The sequence below is a fragment of the Atopobiaceae bacterium genome (assembly GCA_022483015.1).
Classification (GTDB): Bacteria; Actinomycetota; Coriobacteriia; order Coriobacteriales; family Atopobiaceae; genus JALCUE01.
In genome coordinates this window covers 1,228,751-1,246,024 of the sequence record JAKVOB010000001.1, presented here as the reverse complement: position 1 = coordinate 1,246,024, position 17,274 = coordinate 1,228,751, and the positions used below count along the sequence as shown (strand labels likewise).

Below are 17,274 nucleotides of genomic sequence, written 5' to 3'. Positions count from 1 at the left end.
GGGCGGCCTAGCCCTTGTCGACGTCTGCGCCCGCAGCCACGGCGGAGACCTTCGTCTCGCCGGAGTCCACGGCCACGAGCCCTGCCCCGTAGCGCTTCTCGAGCTTGGCCCACTTGGGCTCGCGCGTCTTCCACATGGAGAGGAACGGGCTCGCGATGCCGATGGACGAGTAGCTGCCGAGGATGAGGCCGATGGCCATGGCGAACGCGAAGTCATGGAGCGTCGAGCCGCCGAAGACCAGCATCGCGATGACGGGCACGAGGCTCGAGATCGAGGTGTTGATCGTACGCATGATGACCTCGTTGATGGAGTAGTTCGCGATCTGGTGGAACGTGCGGTGACGTCCGTCGTGGAGCGTCTTGGCGTTCTCGTTCATGCGGTCGAACACGACGACCGTGTCATACAGGGAGTAGCCCATGATCGTGAGCAGCGCGGCCACCACGTTAGGAGTGATGGGGGTACCCGTCCAGGCATAGATGCCCACGGTGATGACGAGGTCGTGCACGAGGGAGGCCACGGCCGTGAGTGACATCTTGAACTCGTAGCGCCAGGTGACGAAGGCGATGATGAGCAGGATGGCAAGGCCGAAGGCTGTCGCCGAGGAGCGCGTGATGTCGGCACCCCAGTCAGGCCCGATGGTCGTGACCTGGAACGAGTCGTCAGAGAGGCCCAGCGCCTGGGCGACCGCCTCGGCATGGCTCGTGGCCACGGTGGGGTCGGTGGACTCGGAGCGTACCAGGAAGCCGCTCTCGCCGTCGGTAACGGACGTCTGAACGGTGGCGTTCGACTCGTCGTTGTCGGCCAGGGCAGAGCGCATCTGCTCGATGGTGACGTCGCCGGTGCTGCGGAAGTCGATCTCGGTGCCGCCCTGGAACTCGATGCCGAAGACCAGGCCGCGCACGCAGATGCCGACGATGGCCAGCGCGACCATGATGCCGGAGACGATGAAGAAGGCCTTGCGGTTCTGGATGAACGCGAACTCGTGCTTGAAGTGGCTACGCATGGGCCACACCCCCCTTCTCGGACGCAGCGTCTGCGGCAGCAGGCTCCTCGCCCTCGGCGGCACGCTCGGCCGCCTCGTCGAGGTCCTCCTGGATGCCCCAGAACCTGGGGTGCTTCTGGATGGTGCCGCGCGCGAGCAGGCGCAGTGCCGGTGCCTTGAAGCAGTACATGGTGACGATGTCGCAGATGATGCCGAGCGCCAGGGTGAGACCGAAGCCCTTGACCTGGCCCACGGCCACGAAGAACAGCGCGAGCGCCGAGACGAGCGTCACCATGTCGGCATGCACCGAGGTGCGGATGCCGTGCTTGACGCCCGAGAGGCTGGCGTTTCGCACCGATTTGCCCATACAGATCTCTTCTCGGAAGCGTTCGAGCACAAGGATCGAGGAGTCTGCCGCCATGCCGATGGTGAGCACGATGCCCGCCAAGCCGGCAAGCGACAGGGCGAATGCCCCATAGTGCGAGAGCACCGCCAGGATTCCCAGGTAGACCACCGCGAAGACCCCGATTGAGCCGAAGGTGAGGAGGCCCAGGCCCTTATAGAAGAAGAACAGGTAGGCAATCACGATCACGCCGCCCACGGCAATGGCGAGAAGGCCCTGCTGGAGCGAGTCCTGACCGAGCGTGGGGCCGACGACGCGGCTCTCGGAATAGGTGAGGGTCACAGGCAGGCTGCCCGAGTCGAGCACGGTCTTCAGGGACTTGGCCTCTGAGAGGGTGTAGTCGCCCGTGATCTGCACCTCACCGCCGGTGATCTCGGACTGCACGGAAGGCGCCGAGTTCACGACGCCGTCGAGCACGATGGCGATCTGGCCATGCGTCGAGACGAGCTCCTTGGTGACGTCGGCGAAGAGCTGGGTTCCCTCGGAGTTGAGCTTGATGTCGACCGCGTACTCGCCCGAGGTGGACGAGGAGGTCTGTCCCACCGAGACCGAATCGATGTCCGCACCGGTCATGAAGGCGGTATAGGTGCCCTGCTTGAGCTCGACGTTCTCGGTACCGGCCTGAATCTGGGCCAGCGCGTCGGCATCGCCGATGTCACTCATCTTGACGAACTCGAGGTTGCCCGTGCGCCCGATGGTGTCCACGGCGGACTGCGCGTCGGTGGCACCCGGGATCTGCACGAGGATGGAGTTCGTCCCCTGCTGCTGCACCGTCGCCTCGGAGGCACCGAGGGAGTTGACGCGGTTGGTCACGATGGTGGTGGCCGTGGACATGTCGTCGGAGGTCACGTCGGAGCCATCGGCCTTGGATGCGGTCATGATGACCGAGACGCCACCCTGGATGTCGAGGCCCTGCGTGATGCGCTCGGAGAGGGGCGTGAACATCACGACGCAGACGACGAGTGCCACGGCGAGCATGATGAGGGTACCCGCATAGCGACGGACCTCCTGCGTGAACCTGCCACCACGACGATGACCCTTGGCACGGCTGGCCTTCGCACGCTGGGCCTTGTTGGACCTCGCACGCTTCGCCTTGGCCTTCTGCCTGGCCTTGGCCTTCGCCTTGTCCTCGGATGCGTCCACACCTGACGTCTCGGCATCGTCCGAGCGGCGCCCGTGAGGGCGGGACGTCTTGGAGACGCCCTCGTTCCACCTGTCTATGCCGGTCTTCTCGGTGTCCTGGTCCTTCTTGTGGGACATGTGACATCTCCCCATGCGGCGGCGTCGGAGCACAGAGGGCCCCACGCCTCGTCGGTCGTTGGTCATTCGGGAGCCATTATAGGGGCAATCTCCCCATCACGCGGCCGCACACCCAAGCGGTGAGCAATTCGCCACGAAGCACACGCGCGAGACCTGCACCAAGGCGTTACCATCACACATAGGAAGCCTCCTCGGGCACGTACCACCACCCACCAACTGAGGACTCACGACCATGGACGTCTACCAGCAGATCGAGATGCACAAGGGTGACCTCTCCCCACGGGAGCTCGTCATCTATGACATCGTCTGCACCAAGGCGGACGAGGTCGTGAGCCACACCACGACCGAGCTCGCCGGCGAGTTCGGCATCTCGCAGTCCACGTTCAGCAGGTTCTCGCGCAGGTGTGGCTTCAAGTCGTTCGCGGACCTCAGGATGCGCCTGTTCCAGGCATTGGCCGACGAGGCACGAGAGGGACAGGACGGCGCGCAGGCCTCCTTCGACCCGGCAGCCCAGCTCCAGGACCTCGTCCGTGCCACCCGCGAGGCACTGCCTGACGACCTTCTCGACCGGCTCGCCGACCTGTTGCTCTCGGCCAGGCACGTCTACACGAGCGGCCGCGGCATGAGCGCGATGCCCGCCGACATGCTTGCCCAGCAGCTCCTCTCGCAGACGGTCCCCATCTCGTACATGAACCCATCGAAGGCCGAGGATTACATGAGGCTGTCGCAGGCGGACGACACCTACGTGGTCTTCTCGTCCACGGGTAAGCCCTCGCATGTGTTCCCCCACGTGGCAGGAGGGGCCTTCGACGAGCACCATACCAAGGTCGTCCTCGTGACCCACACCTCACGTCCGCTGCCGCCAGGCGTGGTGGACGTGCGCGTGGTCCTCCCCACCTGGACCCGCACGCAGTACCCCTACTACGCCGAGACGTGCACGTCGATGATGGTGTTCTGCGACTTCCTCACCGCATGGGTGGCCCATCGGGTCGAACGCGAGACGGGCGTGAGCATCGACCCCGCTGACGCCGGGGAGTAGACGGGCTATGTCCGGAAGGTCGGACGCTCAGGCCTCGTGCGCGCCGGTGCCCCGGCGGGAAGCGAGCCTCGCCAGGAGGGCATCGACGCCGAAGAAGACGTATCCCAGCACGACGAAGGCCACGACCAGCACGACCACGGTGATGGCGACCTGGCCCACGCCGAGCGCGTCGATGTCGATGAAGGCGTACGGGAACCGCGAGTCGAGCAGGCTCCCTCCCATGCGCACGCCGAAGCCATAGACCATGACCAGGACGTACACGAAGTAGGCGACCATCGACAGCGGCCAGACGAGCGGGTCGGTCCTCCCCATGTTCCCCTTGGGGTCGAACAGCAGCCAGTCCAGGATGGTCATGATGGGCACGATGTAATGGAGGCAGTAGGCCTCCCATCCGAGGGTCCCCAGGCCCCCTCCCAGGAGGAAGTGCGCGATCAGGAAGGTGACCGTCACCGCGATGGTGACCAGGTACTTGAAGGTAGGTGCCCAGACCGACCACGGGGAGTCCCTACCCGCGCGCACCATCACGAGGATCGAGAGGGCGAAGTAGGCAACGGCTGCCATGACGCTCAGACTCGTGAAGTAGAAGAAGAACTCGCCAGCAGGGAGCTTGCTACCCGACTCGATGAGACCGGCGATGCCCACCACGACGATGATGGCCTTCCACACGATCGACGCGACCCTGTTGCGAACGCACATGACGGCCTCCCCTTGTCGGTTCCCTTGAGCGTACCCGCCCGAGCAAGACGAGAAGAGACAGGTCCGCAGGTCATCGGCGAGCGGCGGTCGGCGCAGGACGGAGGTGCGCAGGTGGCGCAGGCTAGCGTGCAGGCGTGCCCCAGCCGGCGGGGCTGGAGAGCCACTCGTCCATGAAGGCCTGGTAGGTGCCAGCGATGATCGCCTCGCGCGCGCGACGCATGAGGTCCGTGAGGAAGTAGATGTTGTGCATCGAGAGGAGGATGCCGCCCAGCATCTCGTGGCTGCTCACGAGATGCCGGATGTAGGCGCGCGTGAAGCCGCCCGTGCAGACCGGGCAGGTGCAGCCGGGGTCGAGAGGCGCATCGTCCGTCGCATACCTCGCGTTCTTCATGTTCATGCGGCCGGTCGACGAGAACGCGGAACCCATGCGAGCCGTGCGCGTGGGCAGCACGCAGTCGAACATGTCGACGCCGCAGCCCACGGCCCGCACGAGCGTGGTGGGGTCGCCGACGCCCATGAGGTAGCGGGGCTTGGCCGAGGGCATGTGCTCGGCCAGCAGGGGCTCGAGCGTCTCGAACATGGTGTCCGAGTCCTCCCCCACCGAGTAGCCGCCGATGCCATATCCCGGGAAGTCACCGGCCTGCTCGAGGTGCTCGATCGAACGTACCCGCAGGTCGAGGTGCATGCCGCCTTGCACGATGCCGAAGAGGGCCTGGTCCTCGCGATCATGGGCCTTCCAGCAGCGGTCCGCCCACATGCTCGAGAGCTCCACGGCACGCTCGACATAGGCGCGTTCGGCCGGGTAGCCCGGACACTGGTCGAGCTGCATCACGATGTCGGCACCGAGCTTCTGCGCGATCGCCATGTTGTCCTCGGGGGTCCAGAAGACGTGCTCGCCACCATAGTCGACGGCGTTGAAGGCGACGCCGTCGTCCGAGAGGCGCACGAAGTCGCCATGGCTGAAGACCTGGAAGCCGCCGGAGTCCGTGAGGATGGGGCCATGCCACTGCATGAAGTCATGGAGACCTCCCAGTCCCGCGATCACATCCGGACCGGGGCGCATGGAGAGATGGTAGGTGTTGGCGAGGACGATCTGGGCGCCGAGCTGCGAGAGCGAGGACGGCAGGATCCCCTTGACCGTGGCCTTGGTACCCACCGGCATGAAGACGGGGGTCGTCACGTCGCCATGGGCGGTATGGAGGATGCCGGCCCTCGCCTGGCAGGCGGGGTCGGTGGCCTGGATGTCATATGAGAAGAGTGCAGGCAAGGGGAGCTCCTTGAGAGGTTGACGGGGCAGGACGGACGCGACCTGCAAGGGTACGTCACTGGCCATTGTGCCACGACGGGGAATCTGCAAGGGTCAGCCGACTCGCGGCATCGCAGGGTCATGGCGACGCATCTCGCGTATCGCGGACGCACGGCGGCACGTCGGCCTGCGCCACCCGCCGACTTCGACGGATCATACGGCGCGCCGGGCAAGGTCACGTGAAAACAGGCCGAGAATCCTGAGCGAATCGGCGGTTGCGCGAAGTTCTGGGGTACCCGACGCGCAGGCCATAGGATCGGCACCCGATTTTGCATCAGATACCAGCGTGCTTGCAAGTGCCCCCTTTTGGGGCTCTGCCGGAGTTTCGCGCAGCCGCAAATCTCATCAGCAAACGAGGCCTGGTTTTACACCGGCACGAGAATGGGCCGTCACATCACCATGGGCGGCACGGAAAACGCCGACCCACACCTGGCAGGCAAGGCCTACGACAAGATAGTCATACGAGAGGAGCAGGACACAGGACGGGCGCCGTGGCACGACGGACCAGCCTGGGTCACGCCGTCACTCCCCGCAGCCGGACTCGACCAGGCCCACGAGGGCGTCAAGCGCGACGCGCTCGTCAGGACCGGAGCACGAGATCACGATGGGAGTGCCCTTGGACACGCCGAGCGCGAGGATCATCATGATCGACTTCGCGTTGACAGGCGTGGAGATCTGGGAGTTGGCCTTGGCAAGGGTGATGTCGCTCAGGAAGGACTTGGCCTTCAGCACGAACACCGATGCCGGCCTCGCATGAAGCCCTGAGGGGTTCTTGACCGTCGTGCGACGTGAAACCATGGTTCCTCCTCCTGAGGGGCCCTGCGCGCAGCCCGGGAGCCACCCGGCCACGCCTTCCTTATCTATGCCCCTCATCGAGCATGTTAGTCTGACCAGATATTAATGCGTATCAGATAGGTCCGATGCCTTGGAGCGGGCATTTCTTCGTGTATGGAAACATTTGTCGGCGAAGCTCGCCCGATGGCGCACAGGAGGGGCCGAGCCCATGTGTCCGGCATGCCGGAGGGCAAGGCGTAAGAGTGAGGGTCCCGCACGCCGATGGCGCGCGGGACCCTCATGAACAGCCGACCCGGTCAGGGAGGGACAAGACCTGCGTCAAGCAGCCTGGACCTCCTCGTCCGCAGCCTCGACCTGCTTCCTCGCAGCCTCCTTCGCCACGAGCTGCTTCTCGTAGGCCTTGAAGAAGGGCATGAAGATGAACCAGCCGGCGACGAACGATACCACTGGCATGAAGATGTTCTGCCAGGCGAGCGAGCCCAGGAACTCCGCGACGCCCAAGGGCATCGTGGCCACGATAGGCACGTAGGCAGGCTGGAAGAACCCGATCATGTAGCCCACGTAGAACAGGAGCAGCGTCGCGATGGGCGTGAGGATGTACGGGATGCACATGATGGGGTTGTACATGATGGGCACACCGAAGGTGATGGGCTCGTTGATGTTGAAGATGCCGGGGATGATGCTCGCCTTGCCGACAGCGCGGAGCTGCTCCGACTTGGAGCGCATGCACATGACGGCGAGCGGGAGCGTGTCACCCGTGCCGCCGCAGGTCGCCAGCGCACCGAAGAGGAGGACGGGCGTGAAGACGGCCGCCTGGCCGGACGCGACGAGGTCGGCATTGCCCGACACGGCCTGGAGGAGCACCGACATGAGCGCGATGCCGATGACCATGGTGCCATGGATGCCGAAGCACCACAGCAGGGTGGCGAGCAGGAAGATCACGATCATGCCCGGCACCGACGTCAGGGAGGCCAAGGGCAGGCCGAGGACCACGTTCACGATGACGGGGATGGTCTGGGTGGTGAAGGTGAGGCAGAGCTGGTTGAGCCCGTTCCAGATGATGAGGTTTATGGCCATGGGGATGATGGCGTTGAAGGAGTCCTGCAGGAACTGCGGCACCGAGTCAGGCATCTTGATGACCATGCCATGCCTGTTCATGAACAGGCTGAGCCTCACGGAGAGCAGGGCGATGATGATGGCGGCGAACATGCCGATGCTGCCGAGCGCCGTGGTGTCGAGCGCCGTGAGCGACGATCCGCTCGCGAGGGCATAGGTCGTGGACGGGGCCGCCACCGTGACGAAGGCCGCCAGCGACATGATGCCGCACTGGACCGGCTTGAGGTCCCAGCTCTTGCCGTAATAGTAGGCGACGGTGAAGGCGATGTAGACCGAGATGAGGCCCATCGTCATGTTGTACGGGACCATGCAGACCTTGTAGAACGACGAGTCAGTGGTGGCCAGGCCGCTCATGTTGCCGACGGTGGCCACGATCTGGAAGAGGGCCCCCACCATGATGATGGCCATCATGGACATCATGCCGGCGATGATCGCCGAGACGCCCTTGTTGGCCGCGACCTTCTGGCCTCCCGCCTGGAGCTTCCTCATGAAACCGCTCTCGAAGAATCCTCCCGAGGGCTTCTCGGGCTCAGGATCGTGAGCCTTCTTGTCAGGCTTGGCATCCGCGGGCTTGGCATCCGCGGACCGGGCGTCTGCGGGCTTGGCGTCTGCGGGCTGGGCGTCTGGGGTGGTCGTGGGCTTCTCGGCAGGCTTGTCGGCTTGGGCGGCAGAGGGCTTCTCGGCAGGCTTGCCCGGCACCTTCTCGCCGGTAAGGTCGGAGGCAAGCTTGAAGATGTGCTCGCAGTTCGCGATGGCATAGTCATCGGGCGCTATCACGCCCACGGGGAGGCCGCTCGCATGCGCGATGTTGTCCTTCTGATACGAGACCTGCGGCCCGAGCAGGATCACCTCGTAGTTCTTGACCACGTCCTCGTAATCGCCCGCGCCACGGGCCTCGATGCTGAGGTCGAATCCGGAATCGGAGGCATACTTCTGCATCTTCTTCATGAGGATGCTCGTGGACATCCCCCCAGCGCACACGAGAAGTACTTTCATTGTGACACCCCTCTCTCTTCTCCATCCATGCTTCGGCGGCACGGCACGGTGTCGCCTCAAGTAATGTTTTGCTCACTTGGCGTACATCCGATACGCCTGCGTACGCAAGCGGTTGGATATTCCATCCAAACGGGGTATGCAGGGCCATCACCGGACGATTCCCACACGCTTGCCGCCGAACAGGGGCAGTTCCCCATAAAGCTTGTGAATACTGCCCTCGATTCGGGAATGTTGCGCGAGAATGGGGACGACGCAGATGGCCCGCGCACGCGGGCTGACGCCATCGAAGGGAGAACCACCATGGCAGACCCCACCGCGCAGGATCCCGAGAAGGGCCCCGCATCCGATACCGACCCCACGCCCGCGGACGACGCCTCGAGCAGGCTCGATGACCTTCCTGACTTCGACGAGGGCGGCACCGAGGATGCCGAGGACGGCTCCCCCAAACGCGGGAGCTTCTCCGACACCGCCGGGAAGGTGGGCTCAGCTGCCAGCCAGGCGGCCTCGAGTGCCGGCAAGACGCTGAACGGCGGCCTCTCGGCCCTCCGTGAGGTCAGCCGCGCCAAGAAGGAGCACGGCACCGCGCGTGCCAAGCTCGACGAGCTCAACAAGCAGCTCGAGGCGACCACGGCCGAGTACGACCATCGCCGCGAGATCGAGGACGGCTACGACGGCATCATCGCGGAGCAGACGACCGAGAGCGCGTCGGCCCAGGCAGCCCTCGATGCGGCCGACGCCGACGAGAAGCGCCTCAACACCGAGCATGACGACCTCTCCGCGAAGCTCGACCAGATGAAGGCCGACCACGAGCAGAAGCTCCGCCCGTACAAGAACCTCATGGAGTCGTCCAAGAGCCGTCACGATGACGCCCAGAAGGCCCTCACGGACGCCAAGCGTGCGCTCAAGACCGCCGAGGGCCAGTCCTCGGACGCCGTCTCACGTCGCGACTCGCGCATCTCCGCGGCCAACCGTGCCGTCGACAACGCCGAAGGACGTCTCCATAAGCTCCAGGACGAGCTCGACCGCCTCCAGAAGGAACCGACCACCACGGCCAAGGAGCTCTCGGACATGCGCGGCGAGGTCGCGAGCGAGCTGGCTCACCTCAAGAGCGCCCGCGAGGAGGTCGAGGCCGCGACCGAGGAGACCAAGCAGGTCGTGGACAACGCCCAGACGCACCTCTGGACCCAGCAGCAGTCGCTCTCGCTCGCCGAGAAGCAGGCCGCGGCTGCCAAGGAGGAGTCGTCGGTCCGGGGCCAGGAGTATGACAAGCTGCACGAGGACGCCATGACCGAGGAGGCCACCCTCGACAACGAGGTCGTGAAGCGCGAGATGGACCTCCGCGAGGCCCATAAGGCCCAGGAGGCCGCGAAGAAGCGCATCGACGCAGCCCAGGCCCTGCTCGACGAGGCCGAGGACATCCACTCGACCCCCGAGCGCACCTCAGGGCTCGCCAGCGAGATCGAGGAGACCAAGGGGACCATAGCCCAGCAGCAGTCCGAGGTCGACACGCTGGCCGCCTCCGAGAAGACCCTCCGGGAGACCACACGCAAGCAGCGCATCACCTTCGTCGCCGTCATCGTGGCAGTGGTCGTGGTCGTGCTCCTCGTCGTCTGGCTCGTGACACGCTGACGTACCTCGGCACCCGCAAGGACACGAGACGGCCCGCCGGGAGGTTCCGACGGGCCGTCTGCCTTCCACGACTTCGCTGCGTGCGGTCCACATACGAGGTCCGCTGGGAGGCCTCCCCTACTCGATGAACATGGCGTCGCCGAAGGAGAGCATGCGATAGCGCTCGGAGATGGCCTCGTGGTAGGCAGCCATGATCTGCTCACGCGTGGCAAGCGCCGAGACGAGCATCATGAGCGTGGAGCGCGGCACGTGGAAGTTCGTGATGAGGGCGTCGACCACGTGGTACGTGGAGCCGGGCATGAGGTAGAGGTTGGTGGTCGCGTCACGACGCACCACGATGTCACCCGAGCCGGTGACCTTGGCTGAGTCAGGAGCGTCCTCGAAGCGGCGGGCGACGACCGCGGGGTCGGCCACCGGCGCGGCCGCGTCCCAGGCGCTCTCGAGCGAGCGCACCGAGGTGGTGCCCACGGCGATGACCCTGTGACCGGCGGCCTTGGTGGCATGCACCGCATCGACCACGTCGGGACCCACGTGATAGCGCTCGGTGTGCATCACGTGCGCGGTGGGGTCGTCCTCCTCGACCAGGCGGAAGGTGTCGATGCCCACCTCGAGCTCGACGGTGGCCCAGCCCACACCATGCTCGCGCACGCGGTCGATGAGCTCGGGCGTGAAGTGGAGGCCGGCCGTGGGAGCTGCCGCAGAATGCTCGTCATGCATGGCATAGACCGTCTGGTACTTCTCGGGGTCGCCCTCGTACTTGGTGATGTAGGGAGGCAGGGGCACATGGCCCGCCTCGTGCATGGCGGCGTCGAGGGTGAGGCCCTCGGCTGGCTCGAAGCGCACCACGCGGCCGCCCTTGGAGTCGTCCACGAAGTCCTCCACGTGGCCCGTGAGCACCACGGGCGCCGTCATGGGGGCATGCGCCCCGCCGGCACGGTACTCGACGGTCGCACCCGGCTTCAGGCGCTTGCCGGGGTTCACCAGGCACTCCCAGACATGGCCCATGGCGTCGAGGTCCTCGCGACGTTTGAGCAGCAGCGTCTCGGCGACACCGCCCGTGACCGCCTTATGGCCCACCAGGCGGGCCGGCATCACGCGCGTCTTGTTGGCGACCAGGAGGTCACCTGGCTCGAGGTAGTCGAGGATGTCGGTGAAATGGCGGTGGTCGACGCTGCCGTCGGAGCGATGCAACACGAGCAGGCGGCAGGAGTCACGCGGGTCAGCGGGAGCCTGGGCGATGAGCTCGTCGGGAAGGTCGTAGTCAAAGTCGTCGGTGCGCATGGGTGTGACGGTTCCTCTCGGGGGGGGGCCGCGTCGGGACGCGGCCATGATGTGCGGTCAACCTGTCCAGCTTAGTCGGTTACGCCGGCGCGTGCAGCGGCCTTCTCGGCACGGCGGGCATCCCGACGCTGCTGTCGCTCGATGGTGGCCTCGGCGGCCGAGAAGCGACACCCGCAGTAGTTCTGGCGATACATCCCCAGCTCACGGGACTCACGAGTGGCCTGGGGATACTGGGGGCGGAAGTCACGCACCACCGGCTCGAGGCCATGGGCATGGGCGATCGCCTCCAGCTCCTCGCTGCAGACGTCGAAGAGCTGGTAGGGCGAGACGGCCAGCGTGGTCGAGACGTAGCGGAACCCACGGGCCTCGGCCTGGCTGCACGTCTCGGCCAGACGCAGCGCATAGCAGGCACGACACCGCGACACACGGTCCATCCCATGCGGCGCCACGACACGCTCCCAGGCTTCGCGGTCGCACGCGCCCTCGACCACGGCCACGCCGGCCCTCTCGGCCCAGGCGAGCAGCGTCACGAGACGGAGGTCATGCTCGGCCGCAGGCTGGATGTTCGGGTTGCACCACAGGATGGTGGGCTCGAAGCCCTCCTCGCGCAGGAGGCGCACCGGCTCGAGCGAGCAGGGCCCGCAGCAGGCGTGCAACATGAGAGGCATGCGCCCGTGCGTCATGAGGACTCCCGGGGAGGGAGCGGCTTTCGCACGACGTAGTCGACGAAGCCCTGACGGACGGTCGCGCCCTCATAGGGCCGCTCGAGCGTACGGTCCTCCCACCAGAGCGGCTCGAGACCATCGAGCATGGCAGCCGGCTCACGCGGGGCATAGTAGGAGTGAATCACCGGCGAGCCATCATCCTCCTGCCAGTACTCGCCCCCACCGGGGGCGTCCTCGACAGGCTCACCCGTACCGTATCGCTGGTCGGCAGTGGTAAGGAAGTTCACGAACAGCAAACCACCCGGGGCGAGCACGCGCACCATCTCGGCCACGGCCATGCGCACCTGCGACTTGCGCATATGAAAGACCGAGTTGTACGAGTAGACGAACGGCATGCATCCGTCCGAGAGGGGCAGCTGGCACATGTCACCCCGCTCGATCCCCAGCGCGACACTGTGGGCGACCTCGTAGCTGGAGGCCGCGGCGATGGCAGAGTCCGACAGGTCGATGCCATGGGTCTCGTAGCCCGCGTGCGCAAAGAGCGCGAGCGGCGGCTGGTTGCCGCCAGCCCCACAGTCAAGGACCACACGAGGAAGCCCATCGTGGTCTGCCGCCTCCTCGGCCAAGCCGAGGAACCGATACAGCGGCACCTGGCGAAACGTCTCGAACACGGTTGCTCCCCTCCCGTGGCTCTAATCATGTCCGCAGCCACGATACACCCAGACACCTCACCTCCCTGCGACGGACGTGTGGCTTGCTACCTCCGTGTCGCCGTTGTCACTCCTGCCTTTCCGCGGTGTTACGTCCGCCACGACCCGAACGTCCCTCTCGCCGTGCCGTGCCTATGATGCTGCCAACGACGAGAGATGCGAGGTGGACCCATGGATGTGACCACGACCGCTCCGACAGGCCTGACAAGTCTCGAACCGCTCATGAACCAGCGCAACGACATCAACGCCGACCTCGCCCGCAACGGCGTCCGCTTCGGCGTCTACAAGGACGGCACCTTCAACGAGCAGATCTTCCCATACGACCCCGTCCCCCGCGTCATCGACGCGCCAGAGTTCGAGAGGCTCTCGGCCGGCCTCACCCAGCGCGTCCGTGCCCTGAACGCGTTCCTCCACGACATCTACTCCCAGAAGCAGATCATCCGCGACAAGGTCATCCCCGAGGACTTCGTCTATTCCTCCTCGGGCTACCTCCCGCAGGTGAACGGGCTGGAGCCACCGAGCGGCATCCATGCCCACATCGCCGGCGAGGACCTCGTGCAAGCCGAGGACGGGACCTGGTATGTGCTCGAGGACAACCTCCGGATCCCGTCGGGCGCGAGCTACCCGCTCATCGCCCGCCAGATCACGCGCCGCGTGGCGCCTGCCGCCTATGCCGCCAACCACGTGCGCGACAACCGCGACTACCCGCAGATGCTCGCCGACACGATGGAGTACTGCTCGTGCGGCGGCATCCCGGTCATCCTCACGCCCGGCCGCTACAACGCCGCCTTCTTCGAGCATTCCTACCTCGCCGAGAAGACCGGGGCCACCCTCGTCTACCCCTCGGACCTCATAAGCGAGGGAGGCAGGCTCTACTTCCTCGACTATGCGGGGCATCGTCACAAGGTGGGCGTCGTCTACCGGCGCATCTCGGACGAGTACCTCGACCCCTTCTGCTTCAAGCCCGAGAGCGTCATCGGCGTGCCCAACCTCATGGGCGTCTACCGAGCAGGCAACGTCGCCCTCGTGAACGCCCCCGGCAACGGCGTGGCCGACGACAAGGGCATCTACTACTTCGTCCCCCGCATGATCCACTACTACCTCGGCGAGCAGCCCCTGCTCCAGAACGCACCCACCTACCTGCCCGAGTTCGACCAGGACCTCGCCTATGTGCTAGGGCACCTGGACACCCTCGTGGTCAAGGACGTGGCCGAGGCAGGCGGCTACGGGGTCGTCTTTGGCGACACCCTCACCAAGGCGCAGCTCGCGGACCTTGCCGGGCGCATCCGCGCCGAGCCGCGCCGCTTCATCGCCCAGGAGGTCGTGCACTTCCGCGACCTGCCGTCGTTGGATGCCGAGGGCAGGCCCTGCCGCCGCATGGCAGACCTGCGCGCCTTCGTGCTCACCGGCAGGAGCTGCCGGGTCTGGGCCAGCGGCCTCACGCGTTACTCCAGCGAGCCCGGCTCGATGGTGGTCAACTCATCCCAGGGAGGGGGCTTCAAGGACACATGGGTCCTATCACGCTGAGCAAGGCCGACGAGATGCTCTGGCTCGGTCGCTACACGGAGCGGGTCTACACCACGCTCCGGGAGTTCTTCGAGACCTACGATGGCAACGTCGACCTCGAGGTCAAGGACTTCTCGGAGTTCTGCGCCGCATGCGACATGCCCGTCTCGCCACACGCGAGGGTCGACGAGTTCCTGTACGACTTCCTCTATGACCGCGAGAACCCCGTCTCGATGTGCGCCGCCATGCGGGCCGCCTTCGGCGATGCGATGCTGCTGCGCCCCGAGCTGGGGACCGAGACGATCTCATACGTGGAGCTCGCCCTCATCAACCTCAGGCGCTCCAAGGAGCCCGGCCTGAGGCTCGTGCAGCATCGCTCCGTGGGAGACGACATCCTCGCCTTCTGGGGGTCGATCGAGAACGGCTGCGGCGACCGGTCCGTGAAGGCCCTCGTCTTCGTAGGCAAGTACGTGGAGAGGATCGAGCTGCTCAGCCGCTTCGGCAAGCCCGACCGCGAGCTTGCGGGCGCCGTGGACAAGCTCGCGCTCTATCTCTCGTTCGTGGAGAGCCCCGAGTGTCTGCCGATCGCTCAGGTCCTCGAGGAGCTCGCGACGCGGGTCTGCGAGCGCGGCTACGGCGTGCCCCTGGGCGACAGGATACGGGGACTCATACAGGAGCCGGCGGCGTGAACAAGCTGCGCTTCTCCTACCAGACGGAGCTCGACTTCTCGGAGGCCGTCTCAGGCCACCGCTTCCAACTGCGCTGCCTGCCGCCCGACCTGCCCCAGCAGCGCATCTGCGACCTCGAGCTCGAGATCTCGCCTGCCTGCGAGCCGGGCCACGAGACGGACAGCTTCCATAACCCCGTGCTCATAGGGTCGATCGACGAGCCTCACGAGACCTTCTCGTACAAGGTGTCAGGGCTTGCCTTCGTCGACCAGCACCTCATACGGACGTCACCCTACAAGCCGCTCTATCGGTTCCAGAGCGACTACACCCGACAAGGGCCGGCGCTCGCCGCCCTCACCGAGGAGGTACGCGAGTCCATCCTGGCATCCGGCGGCAAGGTGAGCTCGCCGGTGGAGCGCGCGACCTTCGCGATGCATGCCGTGCACGAGCGGCTCGCCTACGTGCCGGGCTCGACCACCGTGGAGACGTGCGCCGAGGAGGCCCTCGCCGGAGGGTCTGGCGTCTGCCAGGACTTCGCCCAGGTGACGATATCCGTCTGCCGTGGGCTCGGGCTTCTCGCGAAGTACGTCGCGGGCATCTACACCGCCGAGGGGGCCACGCACGCCTGGATCGAGGTCTATCAAGGCGGGCGCTGGCACCCGCTCGACCCCACCAACGACTGCGCGGTGGGAGACTCGTACGTCAAGATCTCGAACGGGCGGGACTACGGCGACTGCCTGCTGTCGATAGGCGTCTTCAACGGGAGTGCCGAGCAGTCCCAGACCGTGCACGCCCGCGTGGACGAGCTGGCATGCGCCGAGCAGTAGGCGCCCGTGCGTTTCCGCCGCTGGCGCAGGCCAGCCTTGATGGCAGCTCGGCTCGTGCCATGCCTTAACGCCGCTGGCGCAGGCCAGCCTTGATGGCAGCTCGGCTCGTGCCTTGCCGCGAGCGAGTTCCGCAATGCTCGGCGTCCTTCGCCGAGCGGGATGAGGACTGCCCGAGCGAGGGCATGGCACGAGCCGAGTCCGGGACCGCCAAGGATGCGCGCTGTTACTTCTCGTCCCCGAAGCTGATCCCCATGAGCTTGGCCTCGCGCACGAGGTCGCACTTGGGGTCGACGTACTTGAGCTTGCCGGCGACCTCCGAGAGGGGCACGCGCGCCATCCTGTCGTCGCAGCGGGCGATCATGAAGCCGGACTTGCCTTCGAGGATGGCGCGACCCGCCTCGACGCCGCACTGCGTGGCGAAGACGCGGTCGTACGCGCTGGGGGCACCGCCACGCTGGGTGTGCCCGGGGATGGCGATGCGGGTCTCACGGTCCGTGAGCGTCTCGATCTGCTCGGCGACCTCGTAGGCGACCGACGGGTACTTCCGCTCGGCGACCTTCTTCTTGTAGTCCTTCTTGGGAAGGGCCGCATCCTCCTGCGTGATGGCACCCTCGGCCACCACGATGATGGCGAATCGCCCGCCCGTGGCCTCGCGGTGCTCGATGGCCTTGATGACGTTGTCCATCTTGTAGGGGATCTCGGGGATGAGGATGACGTCGGCGCCGCCGGCCACGCCCGAGTACAGCGGGATCCAGCCCACGCGGTGCCCCATGATCTCGATCACGAAGACGCGGCCATGGCTCGAGGCCGTGGTATGGATGTCGTCGATGGCACGGGTGGCCACGTCGATGGCGCTGGGGAAGCCGAAGGTGAGGTCGGTGCCCCAGGTGTCGTTGTCGATGGTCTTGGGGAGCGCGATGACGTTCAGGCCCTCCTGCGAGAGGCGGTTGGCCGTCTTGGTCGACCCGTTGCCGCCGAGCATGCACAGGCAGTCAAGCTGGAGCTTGGCATAGTTCTGCTTCATGGCGGCGACCTTGTCGACGCCGTCGGCCTCAGGCGTGTCGAGGAGCTTGAACGGCGTGCGGCTCGTGCCCAGGATGGTACCGCCCACGGTGAGCATGCCCGAGAGGTCGGCCCAGGTGAGGATGCGGAACTTGCCATAGATGAGGCCGCGGTAGCCGTCCTCGAAGCCATAGATCTCGACCGGCTCGTCCGAGTTGTTGAGCAGCGTCTTGGCGATACCGCGCATCGTGGCATTGAGCGACTGGCAGTCCCCGCCGCTCGTGAGCATTCCGACTCTCAGCATGGTCTCCCCCATCTGGGTACGAGGCGGCCCACACGGGTCGCGCACGACAGCCCTCGGTTACGTACGTCCCCAGTGTCCCACGAATGCGC

Annotated in this window: 15 protein-coding genes; 5 read left to right on the top strand and 10 right to left on the bottom strand. The window is 65.9% G+C overall.

Annotation, left to right across the window (positions count from 1 at the left end; all coding sequences use genetic code 11):
- Positions 1-7: 7 nt before the first annotated feature.
- Complete coding sequence (gene secF / locus LKE50_05310; protein ID MCH3968027.1) at positions 8-1,003, bottom strand: protein translocase subunit SecF; 996 nt, start codon at positions 1,001-1,003, stop codon at positions 8-10.
- Positions 996-2,645: a protein translocase subunit SecD gene (gene secD / locus LKE50_05305; GenBank protein ID MCH3968026.1), complete on the bottom strand. Its 1,650-nt coding sequence runs from the start codon at positions 2,643-2,645 to the stop codon at positions 996-998. The genes secF and secD overlap by 8 nt, the downstream gene beginning before the upstream one ends.
- A gap of 232 nt (positions 2,646-2,877) precedes the next feature.
- Here secD and LKE50_05300 point away from each other — a divergent pair, with 232 nt between their 5' ends.
- Entirely contained in the window at positions 2,878-3,684 is an 807-nt protein-coding gene (locus LKE50_05300) for a MurR/RpiR family transcriptional regulator (GenBank protein ID MCH3968025.1), read from the top strand.
- 27 nt (positions 3,685-3,711) lie between these two features.
- On the opposite strand, the gene LKE50_05295 is transcribed toward LKE50_05300, so the two are convergent.
- The 4 genes from LKE50_05295 to LKE50_05280 all read right to left on the bottom strand — a co-directional run bounded on the left by LKE50_05295 (position 3,712) and on the right by LKE50_05280 (position 8,593).
- On the bottom strand, positions 3,712-4,380 hold the full coding sequence (locus LKE50_05295; GenBank protein MCH3968024.1) for a Pr6Pr family membrane protein: 669 nt from the start codon (positions 4,378-4,380) through the stop codon (positions 3,712-3,714).
- A 121-nt stretch (positions 4,381-4,501) separates the two neighbouring features.
- Positions 4,502-5,647 (bottom strand): tRNA guanosine(34) transglycosylase Tgt, encoded by a 1,146-nt coding sequence (tgt, locus tag LKE50_05290; GenBank protein ID MCH3968023.1) that lies wholly within the window; start codon positions 5,645-5,647, stop codon positions 4,502-4,504.
- Between the two features lie 561 nt (positions 5,648-6,208).
- Positions 6,209-6,484: an HPr family phosphocarrier protein gene (locus LKE50_05285; GenBank protein ID MCH3968022.1), complete on the bottom strand. Its 276-nt coding sequence runs from the start codon at positions 6,482-6,484 to the stop codon at positions 6,209-6,211.
- Between the two features lie 315 nt (positions 6,485-6,799).
- Positions 6,800-8,593: a PTS transporter subunit EIIC gene (locus LKE50_05280; GenBank protein MCH3968021.1), complete on the bottom strand. Its 1,794-nt coding sequence runs from the start codon at positions 8,591-8,593 to the stop codon at positions 6,800-6,802.
- Between the two features lie 300 nt (positions 8,594-8,893).
- Between LKE50_05280 and LKE50_05275 the strand changes: the two genes are divergently transcribed.
- Complete coding sequence (locus LKE50_05275) at positions 8,894-10,222, top strand: hypothetical protein (protein ID MCH3968020.1); 1,329 nt, start codon at positions 8,894-8,896, stop codon at positions 10,220-10,222.
- Positions 10,223-10,339: 117 nt separating this feature from the next.
- Here the strand turns inward: LKE50_05275 and queA are convergent, their stop codons facing one another.
- The 3 genes from queA to LKE50_05260 all read right to left on the bottom strand — a co-directional run bounded on the left by queA (position 10,340) and on the right by LKE50_05260 (position 12,839).
- On the bottom strand, positions 10,340-11,503 hold the full coding sequence (queA, locus tag LKE50_05270; protein ID MCH3968019.1) for a tRNA preQ1(34) S-adenosylmethionine ribosyltransferase-isomerase QueA: 1,164 nt from the start codon (positions 11,501-11,503) through the stop codon (positions 10,340-10,342).
- Between the two features lie 71 nt (positions 11,504-11,574).
- A complete protein-coding gene (locus tag LKE50_05265) occupies positions 11,575-12,186 on the bottom strand; it encodes an epoxyqueuosine reductase QueH (GenBank protein ID MCH3968018.1) in 612 nt (203 codons plus the stop codon).
- The gene (locus LKE50_05260) at positions 12,183-12,839 is read right to left on the bottom strand and encodes a class I SAM-dependent methyltransferase (protein ID MCH3968017.1); all 657 of its coding nucleotides are present in this window, start codon (positions 12,837-12,839) and stop codon (positions 12,183-12,185) included. The genes LKE50_05265 and LKE50_05260 overlap by 4 nt, the downstream gene beginning before the upstream one ends.
- A gap of 210 nt (positions 12,840-13,049) precedes the next feature.
- Here LKE50_05260 and LKE50_05255 point away from each other — a divergent pair, with 210 nt between their 5' ends.
- Genes LKE50_05255 through LKE50_05245 form a run of 3 tightly spaced genes read left to right on the top strand, consistent with a single transcriptional unit; the run spans position 13,050 to position 15,879 of the window.
- Positions 13,050-14,405, top strand: coding sequence for a circularly permuted type 2 ATP-grasp protein (locus LKE50_05255; GenBank protein MCH3968016.1), 1,356 nt, complete (start codon positions 13,050-13,052; stop codon positions 14,403-14,405).
- A complete protein-coding gene (locus LKE50_05250) occupies positions 14,387-15,073 on the top strand; it encodes an alpha-E domain-containing protein (GenBank protein MCH3968015.1) in 687 nt (228 codons plus the stop codon). The genes LKE50_05255 and LKE50_05250 overlap by 19 nt, the downstream gene beginning before the upstream one ends.
- Entirely contained in the window at positions 15,070-15,879 is an 810-nt protein-coding gene (locus tag LKE50_05245) for a transglutaminase family protein (GenBank protein MCH3968014.1), read from the top strand. Before LKE50_05250 ends, LKE50_05245 begins: the two co-directional genes overlap by 4 nt.
- Before the next feature lie 223 nt (positions 15,880-16,102).
- Here the strand turns inward: LKE50_05245 and LKE50_05240 are convergent, their stop codons facing one another.
- Positions 16,103-17,185: an ATP-dependent 6-phosphofructokinase gene (locus LKE50_05240; GenBank protein ID MCH3968013.1), complete on the bottom strand. Its 1,083-nt coding sequence runs from the start codon at positions 17,183-17,185 to the stop codon at positions 16,103-16,105.
- Between the last annotated feature and the right edge of the window lie 89 nt (positions 17,186-17,274).